The sequence below is a fragment of the Janthinobacterium sp. LM6 genome, assembly GCF_002002885.1.
In the GTDB taxonomy this organism is placed as follows: domain Bacteria; phylum Pseudomonadota; class Gammaproteobacteria; order Burkholderiales; family Burkholderiaceae_D; genus Janthinobacterium; species Janthinobacterium kumbetense.
In genome coordinates this window covers 1,137,880-1,154,471 of record NZ_CP019510.1, presented here as the reverse complement: position 1 = coordinate 1,154,471, position 16,592 = coordinate 1,137,880, and the positions used below count along the sequence as shown (strand labels likewise).

Below are 16,592 nucleotides of genomic sequence, written 5' to 3'. Positions count from 1 at the left end.
CCATCATGATGCGTACATCGACACTCTGGACATTCCTCGCCCTGCCCCTGCTGGCATGTTCGGCCATCGCCAGCGCCCAGACGCCGGCCAAACCGAGCGACGCGCCGCCACAACTGGAACGCATCGAGGAAATGGGCGAAGCGCCCATCACCGTGGCGCCGGCCGCAGCCAAACAGCAGATTACCGAAAAACGCGAAGCGGGCGTGACGTCCGAGGTGAAAGTGACGAGCGGCGGCAGCACCTATTACATGAAGCCGGCCGCCGGCGGCGACCAGGCCCACAGCGGCGCCCTGCGCGGCCCGCAATGGAAAGTGCTGGAATTCGACCTGGGCAAGAAGAAACAGAAGCAACGCGACGAAGAGGCCGCGGACGCGCCAGCGCCGCCCGCACCAGCGAAGTAAGCAGCCACTCTCTTCTGCCCTGCCCCGGCCACCTGCGGGGCAGCCGGCTTTTTTTGACCTTTTAGACCATTCCCTTCTTTCCCATGGCAGTTTTTACCGCGCTACACCTGGACGATATCGGCCAGTGGATCACGCAATTTCCACTCGGCAAACCTCTGGCGCTCAAGGGCATCGCTTCCGGCATCGAAAACAGCAATTTCTTCCTGAGCACGGAGCGCGGCGAGTATGTGCTGACGATCTTTGAAAACCTCAGCTTCGAGCAATTGCCGTTCTATCTGCAACTGATGCGCCATTTGGCGGACCGGGGCGTGCTGGTGCCGGCGCCGATCGCCAATGCGGACGGCGAACTGGTGACGGCCTTGCAAGGCAAGCCGGCCGCCATCGTCAGCAAACTCGACGGCAGCTCGCAGATGGCGCCGCAAGCCGTGCATTGCGCGGCCGTGGGGGCCATGCTGGCGAAGATGCACCTGGCGGCGCAGGACTTCCCCCTGCAACAGCCGAATCTGCGGGGACTGGACTGGTGGAACACCACCACGCCGCTGGTCCTGCACCACCTCGACGATGCCAAAGCCCATCTGCTGCGCGCGGAAATCCACTTCCAGGACGCCTTTGCTGCCTGCGATACGTATAAAGCCATCCCGCGCGGTCCCGTGCATGCCGACTTGTTCCGCAACAACGTCATGTTTGACGGCGAACAACTGACGGGCTTTTTCGACTTTTACTTTGCCGGCTGCGACACCTGGCTGTTCGACGTGGCCGTCACCGTCAACGACTGGTGCGTGGACCTGGCCACGGGCGTGCTCGACAAGGAAAGAGTGCGCGCCCTGCTCGACGCCTACCAGGCCGTGCGTCCGTTTACGCATGAAGAACAGACGGCATGGCAACCGATGCTGCGCGCCGCTGCGCTGCGCTTCTGGCTGTCGCGCCTGTACGATTATTACCAGCCGCGCGAAGCGGAAATGCTGACCCCGCACGATCCCACGCATTTCGAACGCATTCTGCGCGAACGTATCGCCACACCTGCCCCGGAACTGTTTTAAACATGGAAAAATTACCTGCAAGTACAGGTTGGCAATGGGTGAAACAGGGATTTTCCCTGTTTCGCCAACAACCTGGCGGCATGTCGATGCTGTTTCTCGGCTATATGTTCTGCATGCTGGCCGTCAGCATCGTGCCCGTGCTCGGCCAGATGCTGCCCGTCATCCTGGTCCCCGTGTTTTCCGTCGCCTTCGTGCAAGGCTGCCTGCATATCGACCAGGGCAAGCGCGTCTTGCCCAGCCTGTTGATCTCGGGCTTCCGCAAACCGGCCTTTCCTTCCCTGTTCGGCCTGGGCGTGCTGTACATCCTGATGGCCATCGTTGCCATCGGCGCCTCGACTTTGGTGGACGACGGCTTGCTGTGGCAACTGGTCACGGGGCAATTGACGGAAGAAGCGGCGCGCACCGCCATCCCCGAATCGCGCCTGGGCCTCGGCATCCTGCTGGCCATCGTGCTGTACGTGCCGGCCGCCATGGCCTTCTGCTTTGCCGCACCGCTGATCTACTGGAAACAAACCGGGCTGGGCAAGGCGCTGTTCTTCAGCTTTTTCGCCGTCTGGCGTTCGCTGTCGGCCTTCATCGTCTTCGCCGCCACCTGGTTCGCCATCAGCATCGTCACCAGCCAGTTGCTGGCCGTCATCTTTGGCCGCACGCCGCTGATGATGCAACTGATGATGCCGCTGTCGATGATCTTGACCATCATCATGCATTGCTCGTTCTACGCCGCCTACCGCCAGATCTTCGGCGTGCCCGTCGATGAGAGCAAGACGGTGTCGCTGGACAAGCCGAACGACTGATTTTCACGCCGCATGAAAAAAGGGCAGCCTGCGCAGGCTGCCCTTTTTTATGGCCGCTCGGGTATCAACGCCCCAATCTCTCCAGCTTGGCGATACCCAGATCGAGCACCTTCATGCCGTGCTGGCCGAAGTTGATTTGCGCGCGCGCATTGCCGCCGCCGCCTTCGATATTGACGATCACGCCCTCGCCGAACTTGGCGTGCGCCACGGATTCGCCGATGCGCCAGCCGCCGCCCGTGGCTTTTTGCGCGATCTTTTGCGCAATCGCATTGTCCGAACCCAGGCTGACCAGCTTCGGCGCCTCGTCCCAGGCCGACTTGCGGTTGCCGAACCAGTTCGCCTGCACCTTCGGCGACAGCCATTTCAGCGATTCTTCCGGCAATTCGTCGAAGAAGCGCGACTTCATGTTGTAGCGCGTCTGGCCGTGCAGCATGCGCGTCTGCGAAAAGCTCATATATAAGCGCTTGCGCGCGCGCGTGATGGCCACGTACATCAGCCGGCGTTCCTCTTCCACGCCGTTGTCTTCCTTCGAGCTGCTTTCGTGCGGGAACAGGCCCTCTTCCAGGCCGGTAATGAACACGTTGTCGAATTCCAGGCCCTTGGCCGAGTGCACCGTCATCATCTGCAGCGCATCCTGGCCCGCCTGCGCCTGGTTGTCCCCGGCTTCCAGCGACGCGTGCGACAGGAAGGCGGAGAGCGGCGACATCACGGCCGGCAGCGGCGCGTCGGCATCCAGGATTTCGATGCCATCCTGATTCACGACGGGCGCACCCGACTGCGCCTGGGCAGCAGGGCCCAGGTGGGCCGGTGCGCCCTGGCCAAAACCTTCCTCGGAAATGAACTGGCTGGCCGCGCTGACCATCTGCTCCAGATTCTCGATGCGGTCGGCACCTTCCTTTTCATTCTGATAATGTTGCAGCAAGGTACTCGCTTCCAGCACCACGCGCACCATTTCCGGCAGAGATAATTGCTGCGTTTCGAAGCGCACGCCTTCGATCAGTTTCACGAAACCGGCCAGCACGCTGCCCGCCTTGCCCGCCACATACGGCACAGACGCGTACAGCGAAATGCCGTACTGTTCCGACGCGGCCTGCAATTGCTCGATCGAGCGCATGCCGATGCCGCGCGTGGGGAAATTGACAACGCGCAAGAACGCGGAATCGTTGTGCGGATTATCCATCAATTGCAAATAGGCAATTGCATGCTTGACCTCGGCGCGCTGGAAGTAGCGCTGGCCGCCATACACGTGGTACGGAATGCTGGCTGAAAACAGCGCGTGCTCGATCACGCGCGACTGCGCGTTCGAGCGGTACAGAATCGCGATTTCGCTGCGCGAGGCGCCATCGGCGATCAGGCTCTTCGCCTCTTCGATGATCCATTGCGCTTCCTGCAAGTCGGAACTGGCTTCGTACACGCGCACCTGCTCGCCATGGCCCGCGTCCGTGCGCAAATTCTTGCCCAGGCGCTTGCTATTGTTCGCGATCAACACGTTGGCGCTGTCGAGGATGTGACCGTGCGAACGGTAGTTCTGCTCCAGCTTGATCAAGTTCTTGACCTGGAACTCGTGCTCGAAGGCGCTCATGTTGCCCACATTGGCGCCGCGGAACGCATAGATGCTCTGGTCATCGTCGCCGACGGCAAACAGGGCGCCGCCATCGCGGCTGCCGTGGCCAGCCAGCAATTTGAGCCAGTTGTATTGCAGGTTGTTCGTATCCTGGAACTCGTCCACCAAAATATGGCGGAAGCGCGCCTGGTAGTGTTCACGCAAAGGTTGGTTGCGGCTGAGCAACTCATACGTGCGCAGCAGCAGTTCCGCAAAATCGACGACGCCTTCGCGCTGGCACTGGTCGTCGTACAGCTGGTACAGCTCGACCATCTTGCGCTCGTGCGCGTCGTACGCTTCCACGTCCGTGGCGCGCAAGCCCTGGTCCTTGGCGTTGTTGATGAAATACATCACCGTCTTCGGCGGGAATTTCTCATCATCGATATTGTTCGCCTTCAACAAACGCTTGATCACGGACAATTGATCCTGAGAATCGAGGATCTGGAACGTCTGCGGCAGGGCCGCGTCGCGGTAGTGCGTGCGCAGCAGGCGGTTGCACAGGCCGTGGAAGGTGCCGATCCACATGCCGCGCGTGTTGATCGGCAGCATGGCCGACAGGCGCGTGAGCATTTCCTTGGCGGCTTTATTGGTAAACGTCACGGCCAGGATGCCGGGCGGCGATACCTGCTGGGTCTGGATCAGCCACGCGATGCGGGTGGTCAGCACGCGGGTCTTGCCCGAACCGGCGCCGGCCAGGATCAGCGCATGCTGCGCCGGCAAGGTGACGGCAGCCAATTGTTCGGGATTGAGGTTGTGAAGAAGATTTTGCATCCCGTGATTATACCGGCATGGCTAAAAATACTGTGCATTTGTCCAGCGGTCGCGCCGGATTCGCCGCGTGCGCGCTACAATCGGCATCACTGCACAGCCGATGGAAACAACGCCCATGACACCTCCCAGCCACCTCGACGGCGCCCGCGTACTGGCTTGGGCCTGGTCCGACTTGCCTTTCGGCCATGTCGCCGCTGAAGATGGCGCCGCCCCCATCGCCATCCACGGCCTGGCCGTGTGCCGCTACGGGGACGAAGCGCAAGTCTACCGTTTCAGCTGCGACGCGCGCTGGGACACGGTGCAGGATGACGCCTATGCCAGCGAGGACGACGCCAGGCAGTTGCCGGCGCAATACCGCGCCGTGGCTGCCGCGTGGCATCGGTTCTAGCGCACCAGCTTGGCCTTGCCCTCGCTGAGCGCTTGGGCGATCACCTGGCGCGTGGTCTTGTCCGCGATCTTGACGACTTTTTCCTGCTGACGGCCCAGGTCGCCCATTTGCTTGCCCAGCGCTTCCATCGGCTTGCCGCGCTGCTCCATCTGGCGCGACATCTGCTCCATTTTCTCGGCCTCGCGCTCGTCTACGTCGGCGATGCGGTCGTTGATCTCTTCCATTTTGTCCTGCGCATCTTCCATCTGCTGCTGCAGGCGTTCCACGTCGCGCTCGGCCGCGCGGCGCGCCGTGTCGCTCGTCGCCAGCGCCTGGCGGCGCGAGGCGTCGCCGAGCTTGCGGCCCAGCTCCTGCTGCTGGCGGCCCAGCGCGCGCAGCTGTTCCGACTCGCGCACGCTGCCTTTTTCCAGGCTGCGGGCACCCATCTTGCGGCCCATTTCACCCATGGCCTTGCCATGCGCGCCCATTTGATCGCCAAGCGCGCCCATCTGCTTGCCCAGCTGTTTCGAGGGTTCCCATGCCGTGCGCACCTTGCCCAGCAAGGCAGCATCCTGCAGCACGTATGCCTGCCCCTGGTCGCGGAACCACAGGAACGGCCCCTTGATCGAGCGCTTGAGTTTTTCCACCTGCTGCGAGTGAATATCGCTGTCGACGACGATGACGCCCTCGCCATCCCTGGTACCATCGACCAGCGCATAGCTTTCGCCCTTGTCGAGCGAACGGCTGACCTGCACGCTGGGCGCGGCAGGCGGGGCCGGGGGTGCGGGCGGTTGCGGCGGCTGCACGGCCAGCGCGCTGCCGCCAAGCAGGATACCGGCCAGGCTGAGGATCAAACGATGGGAAGTGGTCATGGCTGCCTCGTCGCAAAAGTGGTGGAACGTTGACTGTAGCGGCAAGCGGACCTGGCCTCCAGCGCCGTGCGACAGGCTGCAAAAAGACCTGCCTGGATGGCAAGCACGGACGATGGATGGCACGCCGGGCAAAAAAAACGGAGGCCTCAGCCTCCGCAAAAACGCCGTGGTACGGCGTATGTCAATTAATTAATACAGGACGACGGAACGGATCGATTCACCGCTCTTCATCAAATCGAAACCTTGATTGATATCATCGAGCTTCAGCCTGTGTGTGATCAAATCATCGATATTGAGCTTGCCTTCCATGTACCAGTCGACGATCTTCGGCACGTCCGTGCGGCCGCGCGCGCCGCCGAAAGCGGAACCTTTCCATACGCGCCCCGTCACCAGCTGGAAGGGACGCGTGGAAATTTCCTGGCCCGCCGCCGCCACGCCGATGATGATGGACTGGCCCCAGCCCTTGTGGCAGCACTCGAGCGACTGGCGCATGGTGGTGGTATTGCCGATGCACTCGAAACTGTAATCGGCGCCGCCGTCCGTCAGCTGCACGATGGTGTCGACAACGTTTTCCACCTCGTTGGCGTTGACAAAATGCGTCATGCCGAACTTGCGCGCGATCGCCTGGCGCGCCGGGTTGATGTCGACGCCGATGATCTTGTCGGCGCCGACCATCTTGGCCGCCTGGATCACGTTCAAGCCGATGCCGCCCAGGCCGAACACGACCACATTGGCGCCCGCCTCGACCTTGGCCGTAAACAGCACGGCGCCCACGCCCGTCGTCACGCCGCAGCCGATGTAGCAGACCTTGTCGAAGGGCGCGTCTTCGCGGATCTTCGCCAGGGCGATTTCCGGCACGACGATGTAATTGGAAAAGGTGGACGTGCCCATGTAGTGGAAGATGGGCTTGCCGTCGATGGAAAAGCGCGACGTCGCGTCCGGCATCAGGCCGCGGCCCTGGGTCGAGCGGATCGACTGGCACAGGTTCGTCTTTTGCGACAGGCAGAATTTGCACTGGCGGCATTCCGGCGTGTACAGGGGAATGACGTGGTCATCCTTTTTCAGGCTTTTCACGCCCGGCCCCACGTCGACGACGATGCCCGCGCCTTCATGGCCGAGGATGGATGGGAAGATGCCTTCCGGATCGGCGCCCGACAGGGTGTAGTAATCGGTGTGGCAAATGCCGGTGGCCTTGATCTCGACCAGTACCTCGCCCTCGCGCGGGCCGGCCAGGTCGACTTCCTCGATGGTCAAAGGCGCGCCCGCCTTCCATGCAATCGCTGCTTTGGTTTTCATGTGTGTCCTGTGTATGGTTGAACCAGGCGCGCCAGCGCGCCGTATCGTCACATCATAACAAGGCAGGCGCCGACGTGCCACGCCGGCGCCGGTGCAACGCTTACTTGAAACACTTACTTGGTTTTCGCCCGATTCAAAAACGCGCCGTGCAGGCCGTTCAGGGTTTCCTCGGCCAGCAGCAGCTGGCTGGCGATTTCATTGATCTTGCGGCGGCTGGAACGGGCGTGGTCGCGCAACACTTCGAACGCCGTGTTGCGGTCCGTCTGGAACTTGCCCATCAGCAAACCGACGGCCAGGCTCGTTTCGCGGCCGGCGGCCAGGGCCGCGTTCAGGTTCAGCTCGGTGCGCCGCAGCTGGCGGATCTCATCGGCGCGCGCCAGGCCCGCTTCGAATGCCGGCATCAAGCGGCCTTCGTCGACGGGTTTGACGACATAGCCGACGGCGCCGTAGGCGGCCGCCTGCTTGCCCGATTCGCTGTCGCCGCTGCCGGACAGGAACATGAACGGCACGGCCGTTTCGCCGTGCAGGCGCTTGGCCAGTTCCAGGCCGGACATGCCCGGCATGTGGATATCGAGCAAGGCCAGGTCAGGCTCGCGCTGGGCGATCAGCTGCAACGCCACTTCGGCCGAATGGGCCAGGGCCGTTTCGTAGCCCGCATGGCGCAGGACTTCGCCGAGGAATTCCAACAGGAGCTGGTCATCGTCAACGATCAGGATAAGGCGTTTCGCGGCGGCTGGCTGACTCATGGGTAAAGGGACCTCGGTAATGAATGATGCTCATATTATATGCCGATTATTCGCCAAATCCGCCCCCTCACGCCTCCCCTGCATGCGCAAATAGCAGATTGAATTGCTGCATCGCAATATCCACATCGTCCGCCTGATAGACGCTAGTGATCGCCGCCACCATGTCGGCGCCGCGCGCCACCAGCGGCGCCGCGTTCTCCGGCGTCATGCCGCCGATCACCACGCAGGGCAAGGCGATCTCGCGTTTCGCCTGCAGCACGATATCCAGGGGCGTCGTCACCGGATACTTTTTCACCAGCGACGGGTAAAAGCCGCCGAAGGCCACGTAGCTGGCGCCACCCTCTGCTGCCGTGCGTGCCAGGGCCATGTCGCCATAGCAGGAGGCGCCGACGATCTTGTCCTTGCCCAGCCGGGCGCGCACCTGCGCCACGGACGCGTCCGTGCCGCCCACGTGCACGCCATCCGCGTCGAGCTCTTCGCACAGCTCAAGAAAATCGTTGATGATGAAGGGCACGCCATACTTGCGGGCCAGGGCCAGCAAGGCACCCGCCTGTTCGCGCCGCTGCTCCGCCTCGGCGCTCTTGTGACGGTATTGCAGCAGGGCCACGCCGCCGTGCAAAGCCTGTTCCGTGATATCGAGCAGGCGGTCGGTGTCGTCCCAGTTCGGGGTGACCAGATACAGTCCACGCATGATGTTTTCCTTATGTAAAGAATCGTTGCGGCATGAGTTGACCTGGCGCAATCGCATACGCGCCGGCCAGGGCCGCATGGCAATAGGCTTGCGCCCGGTCAAGCGCTTCCGGCAGCGCCTGCCCCAGCGCCAGCTGCGCCGCGATGGCGGAGGCCAGGGTGCAGCCGCTGCCGTGAAATTCGCCGGGAAGACGGGGCCAGCGCCATTCGCGCCCGCCGCCAGCGGCGTCAAACCAGCGGTTGACGACCGTCGCGCCTTCGCCATGCCCGCCCGTCACCAGCACATTGGCGCAACCTTGCGCGCGCAGGTTTTCTTCGCCCCCGAGGGCCAGCGCTTCCGGCCCGTTCGGTACGATGACGGTAGTCACCGGCAGCAAGGACGCCAGCGCCAGCACGGCATCGTCCCGGCTGAGCACGTCGCCATGGCCGCTGGCCAGCACGGGATCGAGCACGACAGGCAAGCTTGGGCGCAGCAGCCGCATTTGCGCGATCAGTTGCGCGATGACGGCCGCATTCGCGGCGCTGCCGGGAATGCCGATCTTGACGGCATGAATCGCCATCTTGTCGATCAGCGCCTGCGCCTGCCGGCGCAGCAGTTCCGGCGCCACCGGCTCCACGCCAAAGACCCTGTCGTTGTCCTGCACCGTCAAGGCCGTCACGACGGGCAAGGCATGCGCGCCCTGCGCCGCAATGGCGACAATATCGGCGGCGATGCCGGCGCCGCCCGACGGGTCGGCGCCGGCAAACACCAGCACCGTCGGCAACGTTAGCACCATCACGCCAGCCTGCCCGCCATCGGCGACGATGGGGAAGCGGCAAATTTGCGCGGCATGCGGCCCGCCAAAAACGCTTCGCGCCCGGCCCGCACGGCCAGCTTCATCGCACGCGCCATGCGCACGGGGTCGCGCGCGCCGGCAATCGCCGTATTCATCAGCACGCCATCGCAACCGAGTTCCATGGCAATCGCCGCATCCGACGCCGTGCCCACGCCCGCGTCCACCAGCACGGGCACTTTCGCCTGGTCGATGATCAAGGACAAGTTCCACGGATTCAAGATGCCCATGCCCGAGCCGATCAGCGAGGCGAGCGGCATGACGGCCACGCAGCCGATGTCTTCCAGTATCTTCGCCTGGATGGGATCGTCGCTGCAATAGACCATCACGTCAAAGCCATCCTTGACCAGCGCCTCGGCCGCAATCAACGTTTCCGGCATGTGCGGAAACAGGGTTTTTTCATCGCCCAGCACTTCCAGTTTCACCAGATTGCGCCCGCCCAGCAGTTCGCGCGCCAGCTGCAGCGTGTAGACGGCGTCCTTCGCGTTGTAGCAGCCGGCCGTGTTCGGCAAGATCGTGTACTGGTCCGGCGGCACGAAGTCCAGCAAGCTGGGCGCGTTCGGGTCCTGGCCAATGTTGACCCTGCGGATCGCCACCGTGATGATTTGCGCCTCAGCCGCGTCCGTCGCCTCGCGCGTCTGCGGCAAATCCTTGTACTTGCCGCTGCCCACCAGCAGGCGCGACTGGTACTGTTTGCCTGCGATGGTCAGCAGGTCGTTATTTGTTGCGGTATTCATGTGCGTTTCCTTGTCTATTCTCAACTCAACCGCCGCCAATCGCGCGTACGATTTCAACCTGGTCTTGCACCTGCAAGACCTGTCCCGGCCACGCCTTGCGCGGCACGACGTTGCGGTTGACGGCCAGCGCCAGCGCCTGGTTTTCCAGCGACAGCGCGGCGATCAATTGATCGAGTGTCTGCCCGGGCGGCACCTGGTGCGGTGCGCCGTTGAGCGTGATGGATATCAATGCAGGCATCACGCTCTCCTTCAGACTTTGCGGTACAGCTCGGCACCGTTCTTGACGAATTCGATGGCCTTGATTTCCATGCCCTGCTGGAGCGCCTTGTCTTCCGCGATGCCCATGCCGGCCGCGTATTCGCGCACTTCCTGCGTGATCTTCATCGAGCAGAAATGGGGGCCGCACATGGAGCAGAAATGCGCCACCTTGGCCGAATCCTTGGGCAAGGTTTCATCGTGGAATTCGCGCGCCTTGTCCGGGTCCAGGCCGATGTTGAACTGGTCGTCCCAGCGGAATTCGAAGCGGGCTTTCGACAGCGCGTTGTCGCGGATCTGCGCGCCCGGATGGCCTTTCGCCAGGTCGGCCGCATGCGCCGCGATCTTGTAGGTGATGATGCCGTCCTTGACGTCCGCCTTGTTCGGCAAGCCCAGGTGTTCCTTCGGCGTCACGTAGCACAGCATGGCCGTGCCATACCAGCCGATCATGGCCGCGCCGATGCCGGACGTGATGTGGTCGTAGCCGGGCGCGATATCCGTCGTCAATGGTCCCAGGGTGTAGAACGGCGCTTCGCCGCACTGCTCCAGCTGCAAGTCCATGTTTTCCTTGATCAATTGCATGGGCACGTGGCCGGGGCCTTCGATCATCACCTGTACATCGTGCTTCCAGGCAACCTGCGTCAGCTCGCCCAGTGTCTTCAGTTCGCCCAGTTGCGCTTCGTCATTGGCGTCGTAGATGGAGCCGGGGCGCAAGCCGTCGCCCAGCGAGAACGACACGTCGTAGGCCTTCATGATTTCGCAAATCTCTTCGAAATGCGTGTAGAGGAACGATTCCTGGTGGTGCGCCAGACACCATTTCGCCATGATGGAGCCGCCGCGCGAAACGATGCCCGTCAGGCGCTTGGCCGTCATCGGCACATAGCGCAGCAGCACGCCCGCGTGGATGGTGAAGTAATCGACGCCCTGTTCGGCCTGCTCGATCAAAGTGTCGCGGAAGATTTCCCAAGTCAGATCTTCTGCCTTGCCGTTGACCTTTTCCAGCGCCTGGTAGATGGGCACGGTGCCGATCGGCACGGGGCTGTTGCGCACGATCCATTCGCGCGTTTCGTGGATATGCTTGCCGGTCGACAAGTCCATCACGTTATCGCCGCCCCAGCGGATGGCCCAGGTCATCTTTTCCACTTCTTCGCCGATGGAGGACGTCACGGCGGAATTGCCGATATTCGCATTGATTTTCACCAGGAAATTGCGGCCGATAATCATCGGTTCGACTTCCGGGTGGTTGATATTGGCGGGGATGATGGCGCGGCCGCGGGCGATTTCCTCGCGCACGAATTCCGGCGTGATTTCGGCCGGGATGCTGGCGCCGAAGGACTGGCCCGGATGCTGGCGACCCATCAGGTCGGCCAGGCGTTCGCCCATGGGGCCGGAAGCCTTGAGTTCGCGCAAATACTCCTGGCGGCGCATGTTTTCGCGGATGGCAACGAATTCCATTTCCGGCGTGATGATGCCTTGGCGCGCGTAATGCATTTGCGTCACGTTCTTGCCGGCAATGGCGCGGCGCGGCTTGCGGTGCAAATTAAAGCGCAGCTCGGCCAGCTTCGGGTCCGCCAGGCGGGCGATGCCGTAGTCGGAAGTGGGACCGGGCAATTCTTCCGTGTCGGCACGCTCCATGATCCATGGCAGGCGCGGCGTATCGAGGCCCGAGCGGATGTCGATGTTCACGTCCGGGTCCGTGTACGGGCCGGATGTGTCGTAGACGTAGATCGGCGGATTCTTTTCGCCGCCGAACGACGCTTCCGTGTCGGACTGGCTGATTTCGCGCATGGGCACGCGGATGTCGGGACGGCTGCCTTCGACGTAGATCTTGCGCGAATTAGGCAGCGGCGCGATGGCGGCTTCGTCGACCGTGGCGGTGGCGGAGAGGAATTTCGGGTTGGCGTTCATTTTGGCTCCTTGGCTAGACTATTTTTAAGCCTGGAGCCAGCTAAGGAGGTTCGGAATTGCGCACGCGGAAAAGCGGGGTGCAGTCATCCTAAAGCTTCCCTTCGCTGGCATTATCCAGATCAGGTTCGGAGGGTATTTCTCACCCGCGCTTGCACCGTGTTTCCACAGCGAAAGGCAGGACCCCTAGCGTTTGCCGCCTTGCGGCAGCGAGCCAATTATACGCGGTTCACGCCGCGTGGCCAGATGATTTCTTGCAGGTGTCGTCTTTGCGCATCTGCTGCAATGCAACAGACGCCATCGCGCTTATTTCTTCTTGCCCCAGCGCCAGCTGGTCGGTTCGCCCTTCAACTGGCAGATGAAAATGAGCACGGCCACGATGGCCACTTCATACACGATGTAGCCGACCAGCATGGTTTGCGGGGGGAACAAAAAGGCGCCGCAGGCGAACAGCGCCAGCGCGGCCAGGAACACCAGCCAGCCCTGCCAGGTGATGGGCAAGCCCCAGCCCCAGCCATAGGTCTTGGCGGGGAACCAGTAGGAGGGAGATTTGTCAGTCATGATTTTTCCTGGTCTGTATCGATGGCACCAAGTATAAATCAACGGTCGGCAATCAAACAGTGCGATGGCGCTCCGTGACATCGAGGCCGATGCCGCGGTAGCCGATGAAGCGGCTGCCCGTGTCGAACATCGGTTCGCCGCTGACCTGCAGGTATTGCGTGCTGCCGTCGAGGTTGGCGCGGCTGTAGATAAAGTCGAGAAACGGTTCCCGTGCGGCAATCTTGGCGTCGAGCAAGGCACGCTCGGCCGCGTTCCAGCGTTGCGGCTCTTCCTCGCTGCCGATGCCCAGCATTTCAGCCACGGGGCCGGAAAAGCGCGTCAAATTGCCCTGCGCATCCTGCTCCCAGTACCAGTCGGACGACAGTTCCGTGAAGCGCTGGAAGCGCGCTTCGCTTTCGCGCAGCTCCGCCGTGCGCACTTCCACCATCTGTTCCAGCGACTTGTTGTATTCGGCCAGCTTCTGGTACAGCAGCCGCACTTCCAGCATGTTGTGGATGCGCGTCTTGACTTCCACCAGGTCGAAAGGCTTGCTGACGAAATCCTTGGCGCCCGCCTGCAGGGCGCGCAGCTTGTGGCCGGGCTGGGCCGTAATCACCAGCACGGGCAGATAGCTGCCCGCCTCGATGTCGCGCAAGCCTTCCATGACTTCGAAACCATCCATTTCCGGCATCTGCAAGTCGAGCAGGATCAGGTCGTAGCGGTGCTGCTGGTGCAGCGCGCGCACGGCTTGCGGGTCCATGGTGGACGTGATGCGCGTATAGCCGGCATTGCGCAGCACCTGTTCCAGCAGCATGACGTTGGCCTCCTGGTCATCGACGATGAGGATGCTGGCGTTCAGGATCTCGGTGGCTTGAAGCATAGCGGTATTCCTAAAAATAAATGCTGAATTAGCGTATTACGTGAGTGTCGTCGGCCAGGCCGTGCGCGGCTGCATGGTGCAGGGCCACGTCGAGCGCGTCCATGAATTCGACGACCTTGATCGGCTTGGTCAGATAGCGGAAGAAGCCCGCTTGCAAGCCTTTTTCGATGTCGCGCGGCACGGCGTTGGCCGACAGCGCCATGACGGGAATATGGCTGGTGAGGGGATCATCATGCAGGATGTGCAGGGCGCCATAGCCGCTGATGCCGGGCAGGTTGATATCCATCAAGATCACGTCCGGCTGGTAGGTGCGCGCCAGGTCGATGCCCAGGTGCGCATCGATGGCCGTCAGCAATTTCAAGTCGCTGCGGCGGGCGATCAATTGCTCGACCAGCGCCAGGTTGGCGGGATTGTCTTCCACGTACAGCAAGGTGCGCTGGCTTTCCTGCGGCTCCTGCACCTGCGGCAGCGCATCGCCGTCGCCCAGCACCAGTTCCGGCGCGCTGCTGGCGGCCAGTTCGAACCAGAAGGTGGTGCCCACGCCGACGGCGCTGTCGACGCCGATGGTGCCGCCCATCAATTCGACCAATTGCTTGGTGACGACGAGGCCGATGCCCGTGCCCTCTTCCGTGCTGTTTTCCTGTCCCAGGCGGTTGAAGGGCTGGAACAGCTGCGCCACCTGGGCCGCGTCGAGGCCGGCGCCACTGTCACGCACGCTCACGCGCACCTTGTCGCCATGCCGGCTGCACTCGACGGTGACGGCGCCGCCGCCCTGGTTGTACTTGATGGCGTTCGACAGCAGGTTGATCATCACCTGTTTCACGCGCGTGCGGTCCGCATGCACATAAAAGGCCTTGCCGCAGCGGGGGAAATGCATGCGGATGCCGCGCTTTTCCGCCTGCGGCGCGATCATCGCCTGGCAATCCTGCAGCACGTCGAGCAGCGACATCGCTTCCTGCGACAGGGTGACCTTGCCCGATTCGATCATGGCCAGGTCGAGGATTTCATTGATCAAACGCAACAGGTACCAGCCGCCCTTGAGGATTTGCTCGATCGAGCGCTGCTGCGGCGGGCTCGGCGGTGGCACGTCGGATGCCATCAGCTGGGCGAAACCCAGCACGGCATTCAGCGGCGTGCGCAATTCATGGCTCATGCTCGAGAGGAATTCGGACTTGGCGCGGTTGGCCTTTTCCGCCACCAGACGCGCCTTCTTCAGCTCGGCATTGTTGGTCTCGACCAGCGAGCGCGTATACGCCTGCTGTTCGCGCAGGCGCTGATCCAGCAGTGCCTGTTCCGCCTCGACCTGCTTGCGCACCGTGTTGTCGGTGCCGATCAGCAGATAACCGATGACCTTGCTCTGCGCGTCGCGCAGGGCCGTCACGGAGACGATGGCGGGGAAACGGCTGCCATCGTTGCGGATGTAGGTCAGCTCATAGATGTCTTCGATGCCGCGCGTGGCCTTGAACACGAGCGCTTCCACGCCCGGCGTGATGACGGTGTCGAGCTCGGCGCTGAGGGCGGCGGCACGGGCGACGATTTCTTGCGCGTCGGAAATACCGGCCGGCGTCAGCTTGTCGACCACGTCGCTGGCCGCATAGCCGAGCATGCGTTCGGCGCCGACGTTAAAAATCTGGATCACGCCCTGCGCATCGGTGGCGATGCACGAGAAATTGGCGCTGTTGAAAATCGCATCCTGCAAGGCGCCCGCCTTGAGCAGCTGGCGCGGCAGGCTGGCCGCCACGGTGCGCCGGTACAGCGCCACCAGCAGCATCAGCAGCAGGAAGACCAGTGCGTCGATGACGCAAGCCGTCTCAAACGGCGCGCGCCAGGCCAGCGCGCCGACGGCCAGCAGGGCGATCGCGCTGAATGAAAACGCCAATGCCATGGGCCAGCGCGAGGGGGCGCGGTTAGGGTTATTTTCAACTGAGTGCATGGGTAGCCTGGGCTATGACAACAATAAAGGGGAGGGAAATGCGGCGCCTAGCGGCCTTGGCGCTGGCGCACGTCCGACAGCAGGCGCGCAAATTCTTTCTTGACGACGCCATAGCATTCGCACACCTGGCCTTCGAGGCCGGCGCGGTCCTGCACCGTGATATGGCCGCGTCGATAGCTGATGAGGCCGCGCTGCTGCAGGCGCCCCGCCGCTTCCGTCACGCCTTCGCGGCGCACGCCCAGCATATTGGCGATCAGTTCCTGCGTCATGGTCAGCTCGCGGTTCGGCAGGCGGTCCATGGTCAGCAGCAGCCAGCGGCACAATTGCTGCTCCACAGTATGGTGGCGGTTGCACACGGCCGTTTGCGACATTTGCGTGATCAAGGCTTGCGTATAGCGCAGCAGCAAGCGCATGACGGGGCCGGCGCGGTCGAACTCTTCCATCAGCAGGTGGGCCTTGAGCCGGTAGCCGACGCCGCCCGTCTGCACGACGGCGCGGCTCGGTGTCGAGTTGCCGCCCATGAACAGCGACACGCCCACCACGCCTTCATTGCCGACGCCGGCGATTTCCGACGAGCCGCCGTTTTCCAGCAGGTAGTGGATGGAAACGATGGCCGTGGTGGGGAAGTACACATGCTGCAGCTTGTCGCCCGAGTCGTAGATCACGTCGCCCAGCAGCATGGAGACTTGCTCCAGGTGGGGTGCCAGGCGCGCGAAATCGGCGTCGAGCATGGCGGCGAGCAAATGGTTTTGATTCGGGTTGTGCAGCTGGGCATGCGGACTCGACATGGGCAGGTTTCCTGGTTTCCAGTCGTCAGCTAGGGGGTAGATGAAAGGCGTCCGAACGAGGGTCGCCATGGTGTGCAGCGTAACACACTGCTTGCACGGTGGCCCGACTATATTTCTTACTGGCATGAATGTCCGTTCGGT

17 protein-coding genes and 1 riboswitch are annotated in these 16,592 nt (G+C 62.5%); of the genes, 4 read left to right on the top strand and 13 right to left on the bottom strand.

The window, feature by feature from the left end:
* The first annotated feature begins 5 nt into the window (after positions 1–5).
* From BZG29_RS05120 to BZG29_RS05110, 3 genes are all read left to right on the top strand, one after another.
* Positions 6–401: a hypothetical protein gene (locus tag BZG29_RS05120; protein ID WP_070278239.1), complete on the top strand. Its 396-nt coding sequence runs from the start codon at positions 6–8 to the stop codon at positions 399–401.
* An 83-nt stretch (positions 402–484) separates the two neighbouring features.
* Positions 485–1,441, top strand: a complete 957-nt coding sequence (locus BZG29_RS05115) for a homoserine kinase (RefSeq protein WP_077399619.1) — start codon at positions 485–487, stop codon at positions 1,439–1,441.
* 2 nt (positions 1,442–1,443) lie between these two features.
* On the top strand, positions 1,444–2,235 hold the full coding sequence (locus tag BZG29_RS05110) for a BPSS1780 family membrane protein (RefSeq protein ID WP_077399615.1): 792 nt from the start codon (positions 1,444–1,446) through the stop codon (positions 2,233–2,235).
* Between the two features lie 64 nt (positions 2,236–2,299).
* On the opposite strand, the gene BZG29_RS05105 is transcribed toward BZG29_RS05110, so the two are convergent.
* The gene (locus BZG29_RS05105; protein ID WP_077399612.1) at positions 2,300–4,609 is read right to left on the bottom strand and encodes a UvrD-helicase domain-containing protein; all 2,310 of its coding nucleotides are present in this window, start codon (positions 4,607–4,609) and stop codon (positions 2,300–2,302) included.
* A 115-nt stretch (positions 4,610–4,724) separates the two neighbouring features.
* On the opposite strand from BZG29_RS05105, the gene BZG29_RS05100 reads away from it, so the two are divergent.
* Positions 4,725–4,997: a hypothetical protein gene (locus BZG29_RS05100; protein WP_077399609.1), complete on the top strand. Its 273-nt coding sequence runs from the start codon at positions 4,725–4,727 to the stop codon at positions 4,995–4,997.
* On the opposite strand, the gene BZG29_RS05095 is transcribed toward BZG29_RS05100, so the two are convergent.
* From BZG29_RS05095 to BZG29_RS05040, 12 genes are all read right to left on the bottom strand, one after another.
* Positions 4,994–5,848 (bottom strand): hypothetical protein, encoded by an 855-nt coding sequence (locus BZG29_RS05095; protein ID WP_150130806.1) that lies wholly within the window; start codon positions 5,846–5,848, stop codon positions 4,994–4,996. The two genes, BZG29_RS05100 and BZG29_RS05095, sit on opposite strands and share 4 nt — an antisense overlap.
* Positions 5,849–6,037: 189 nt before the next feature.
* A complete protein-coding gene (locus tag BZG29_RS05090; protein WP_034749160.1) occupies positions 6,038–7,144 on the bottom strand; it encodes an S-(hydroxymethyl)glutathione dehydrogenase/class III alcohol dehydrogenase in 1,107 nt (368 codons plus the stop codon).
* Positions 7,145–7,257: 113 nt separating this feature from the next.
* Positions 7,258–7,890 (bottom strand): response regulator, encoded by a 633-nt coding sequence (locus tag BZG29_RS05085; RefSeq protein ID WP_034749164.1) that lies wholly within the window; start codon positions 7,888–7,890, stop codon positions 7,258–7,260.
* 67 nt (positions 7,891–7,957) lie between these two features.
* Positions 7,958–8,581: a thiamine phosphate synthase gene (gene thiE / locus BZG29_RS05080; protein ID WP_077399603.1), complete on the bottom strand. Its 624-nt coding sequence runs from the start codon at positions 8,579–8,581 to the stop codon at positions 7,958–7,960.
* A gap of 10 nt (positions 8,582–8,591) precedes the next feature.
* Positions 8,592–9,356, bottom strand: a complete 765-nt coding sequence (locus BZG29_RS05075) for a hydroxymethylpyrimidine/phosphomethylpyrimidine kinase (protein WP_077399600.1) — start codon at positions 9,354–9,356, stop codon at positions 8,592–8,594.
* Positions 9,356–10,150: a thiazole synthase gene (locus tag BZG29_RS05070; RefSeq protein ID WP_077399597.1), complete on the bottom strand. Its 795-nt coding sequence runs from the start codon at positions 10,148–10,150 to the stop codon at positions 9,356–9,358. The genes BZG29_RS05075 and BZG29_RS05070 overlap by 1 nt, the downstream gene beginning before the upstream one ends.
* 25 nt (positions 10,151–10,175) lie before the next feature.
* Positions 10,176–10,388, bottom strand: a complete 213-nt coding sequence (gene thiS / locus BZG29_RS05065; protein ID WP_170840567.1) for a sulfur carrier protein ThiS — start codon at positions 10,386–10,388, stop codon at positions 10,176–10,178.
* An 11-nt stretch (positions 10,389–10,399) separates the two neighbouring features.
* Positions 10,400–12,313, bottom strand: coding sequence for a phosphomethylpyrimidine synthase ThiC (gene thiC / locus BZG29_RS05060; protein WP_077399594.1), 1,914 nt, complete (start codon positions 12,311–12,313; stop codon positions 10,400–10,402).
* Between the two features lie 79 nt (positions 12,314–12,392).
* Positions 12,393–12,508, bottom strand: a riboswitch (TPP riboswitch).
* A gap of 108 nt (positions 12,509–12,616) precedes the next feature.
* Entirely contained in the window at positions 12,617–12,871 is a 255-nt protein-coding gene (locus BZG29_RS05055; RefSeq protein WP_077399591.1) for a hypothetical protein, read from the bottom strand.
* A gap of 52 nt (positions 12,872–12,923) precedes the next feature.
* Positions 12,924–13,730: a response regulator gene (locus BZG29_RS05050; RefSeq protein ID WP_077399588.1), complete on the bottom strand. Its 807-nt coding sequence runs from the start codon at positions 13,728–13,730 to the stop codon at positions 12,924–12,926.
* A 28-nt stretch (positions 13,731–13,758) separates the two neighbouring features.
* Positions 13,759–15,663, bottom strand: coding sequence for an ATP-binding protein (locus tag BZG29_RS05045; RefSeq protein ID WP_253192784.1), 1,905 nt, complete (start codon positions 15,661–15,663; stop codon positions 13,759–13,761).
* 47 nt (positions 15,664–15,710) lie between these two features.
* Positions 15,711–16,451 (bottom strand): Crp/Fnr family transcriptional regulator, encoded by a 741-nt coding sequence (locus BZG29_RS05040; protein ID WP_077399582.1) that lies wholly within the window; start codon positions 16,449–16,451, stop codon positions 15,711–15,713.
* Positions 16,452–16,592: the final 141 nt, after the last annotated feature.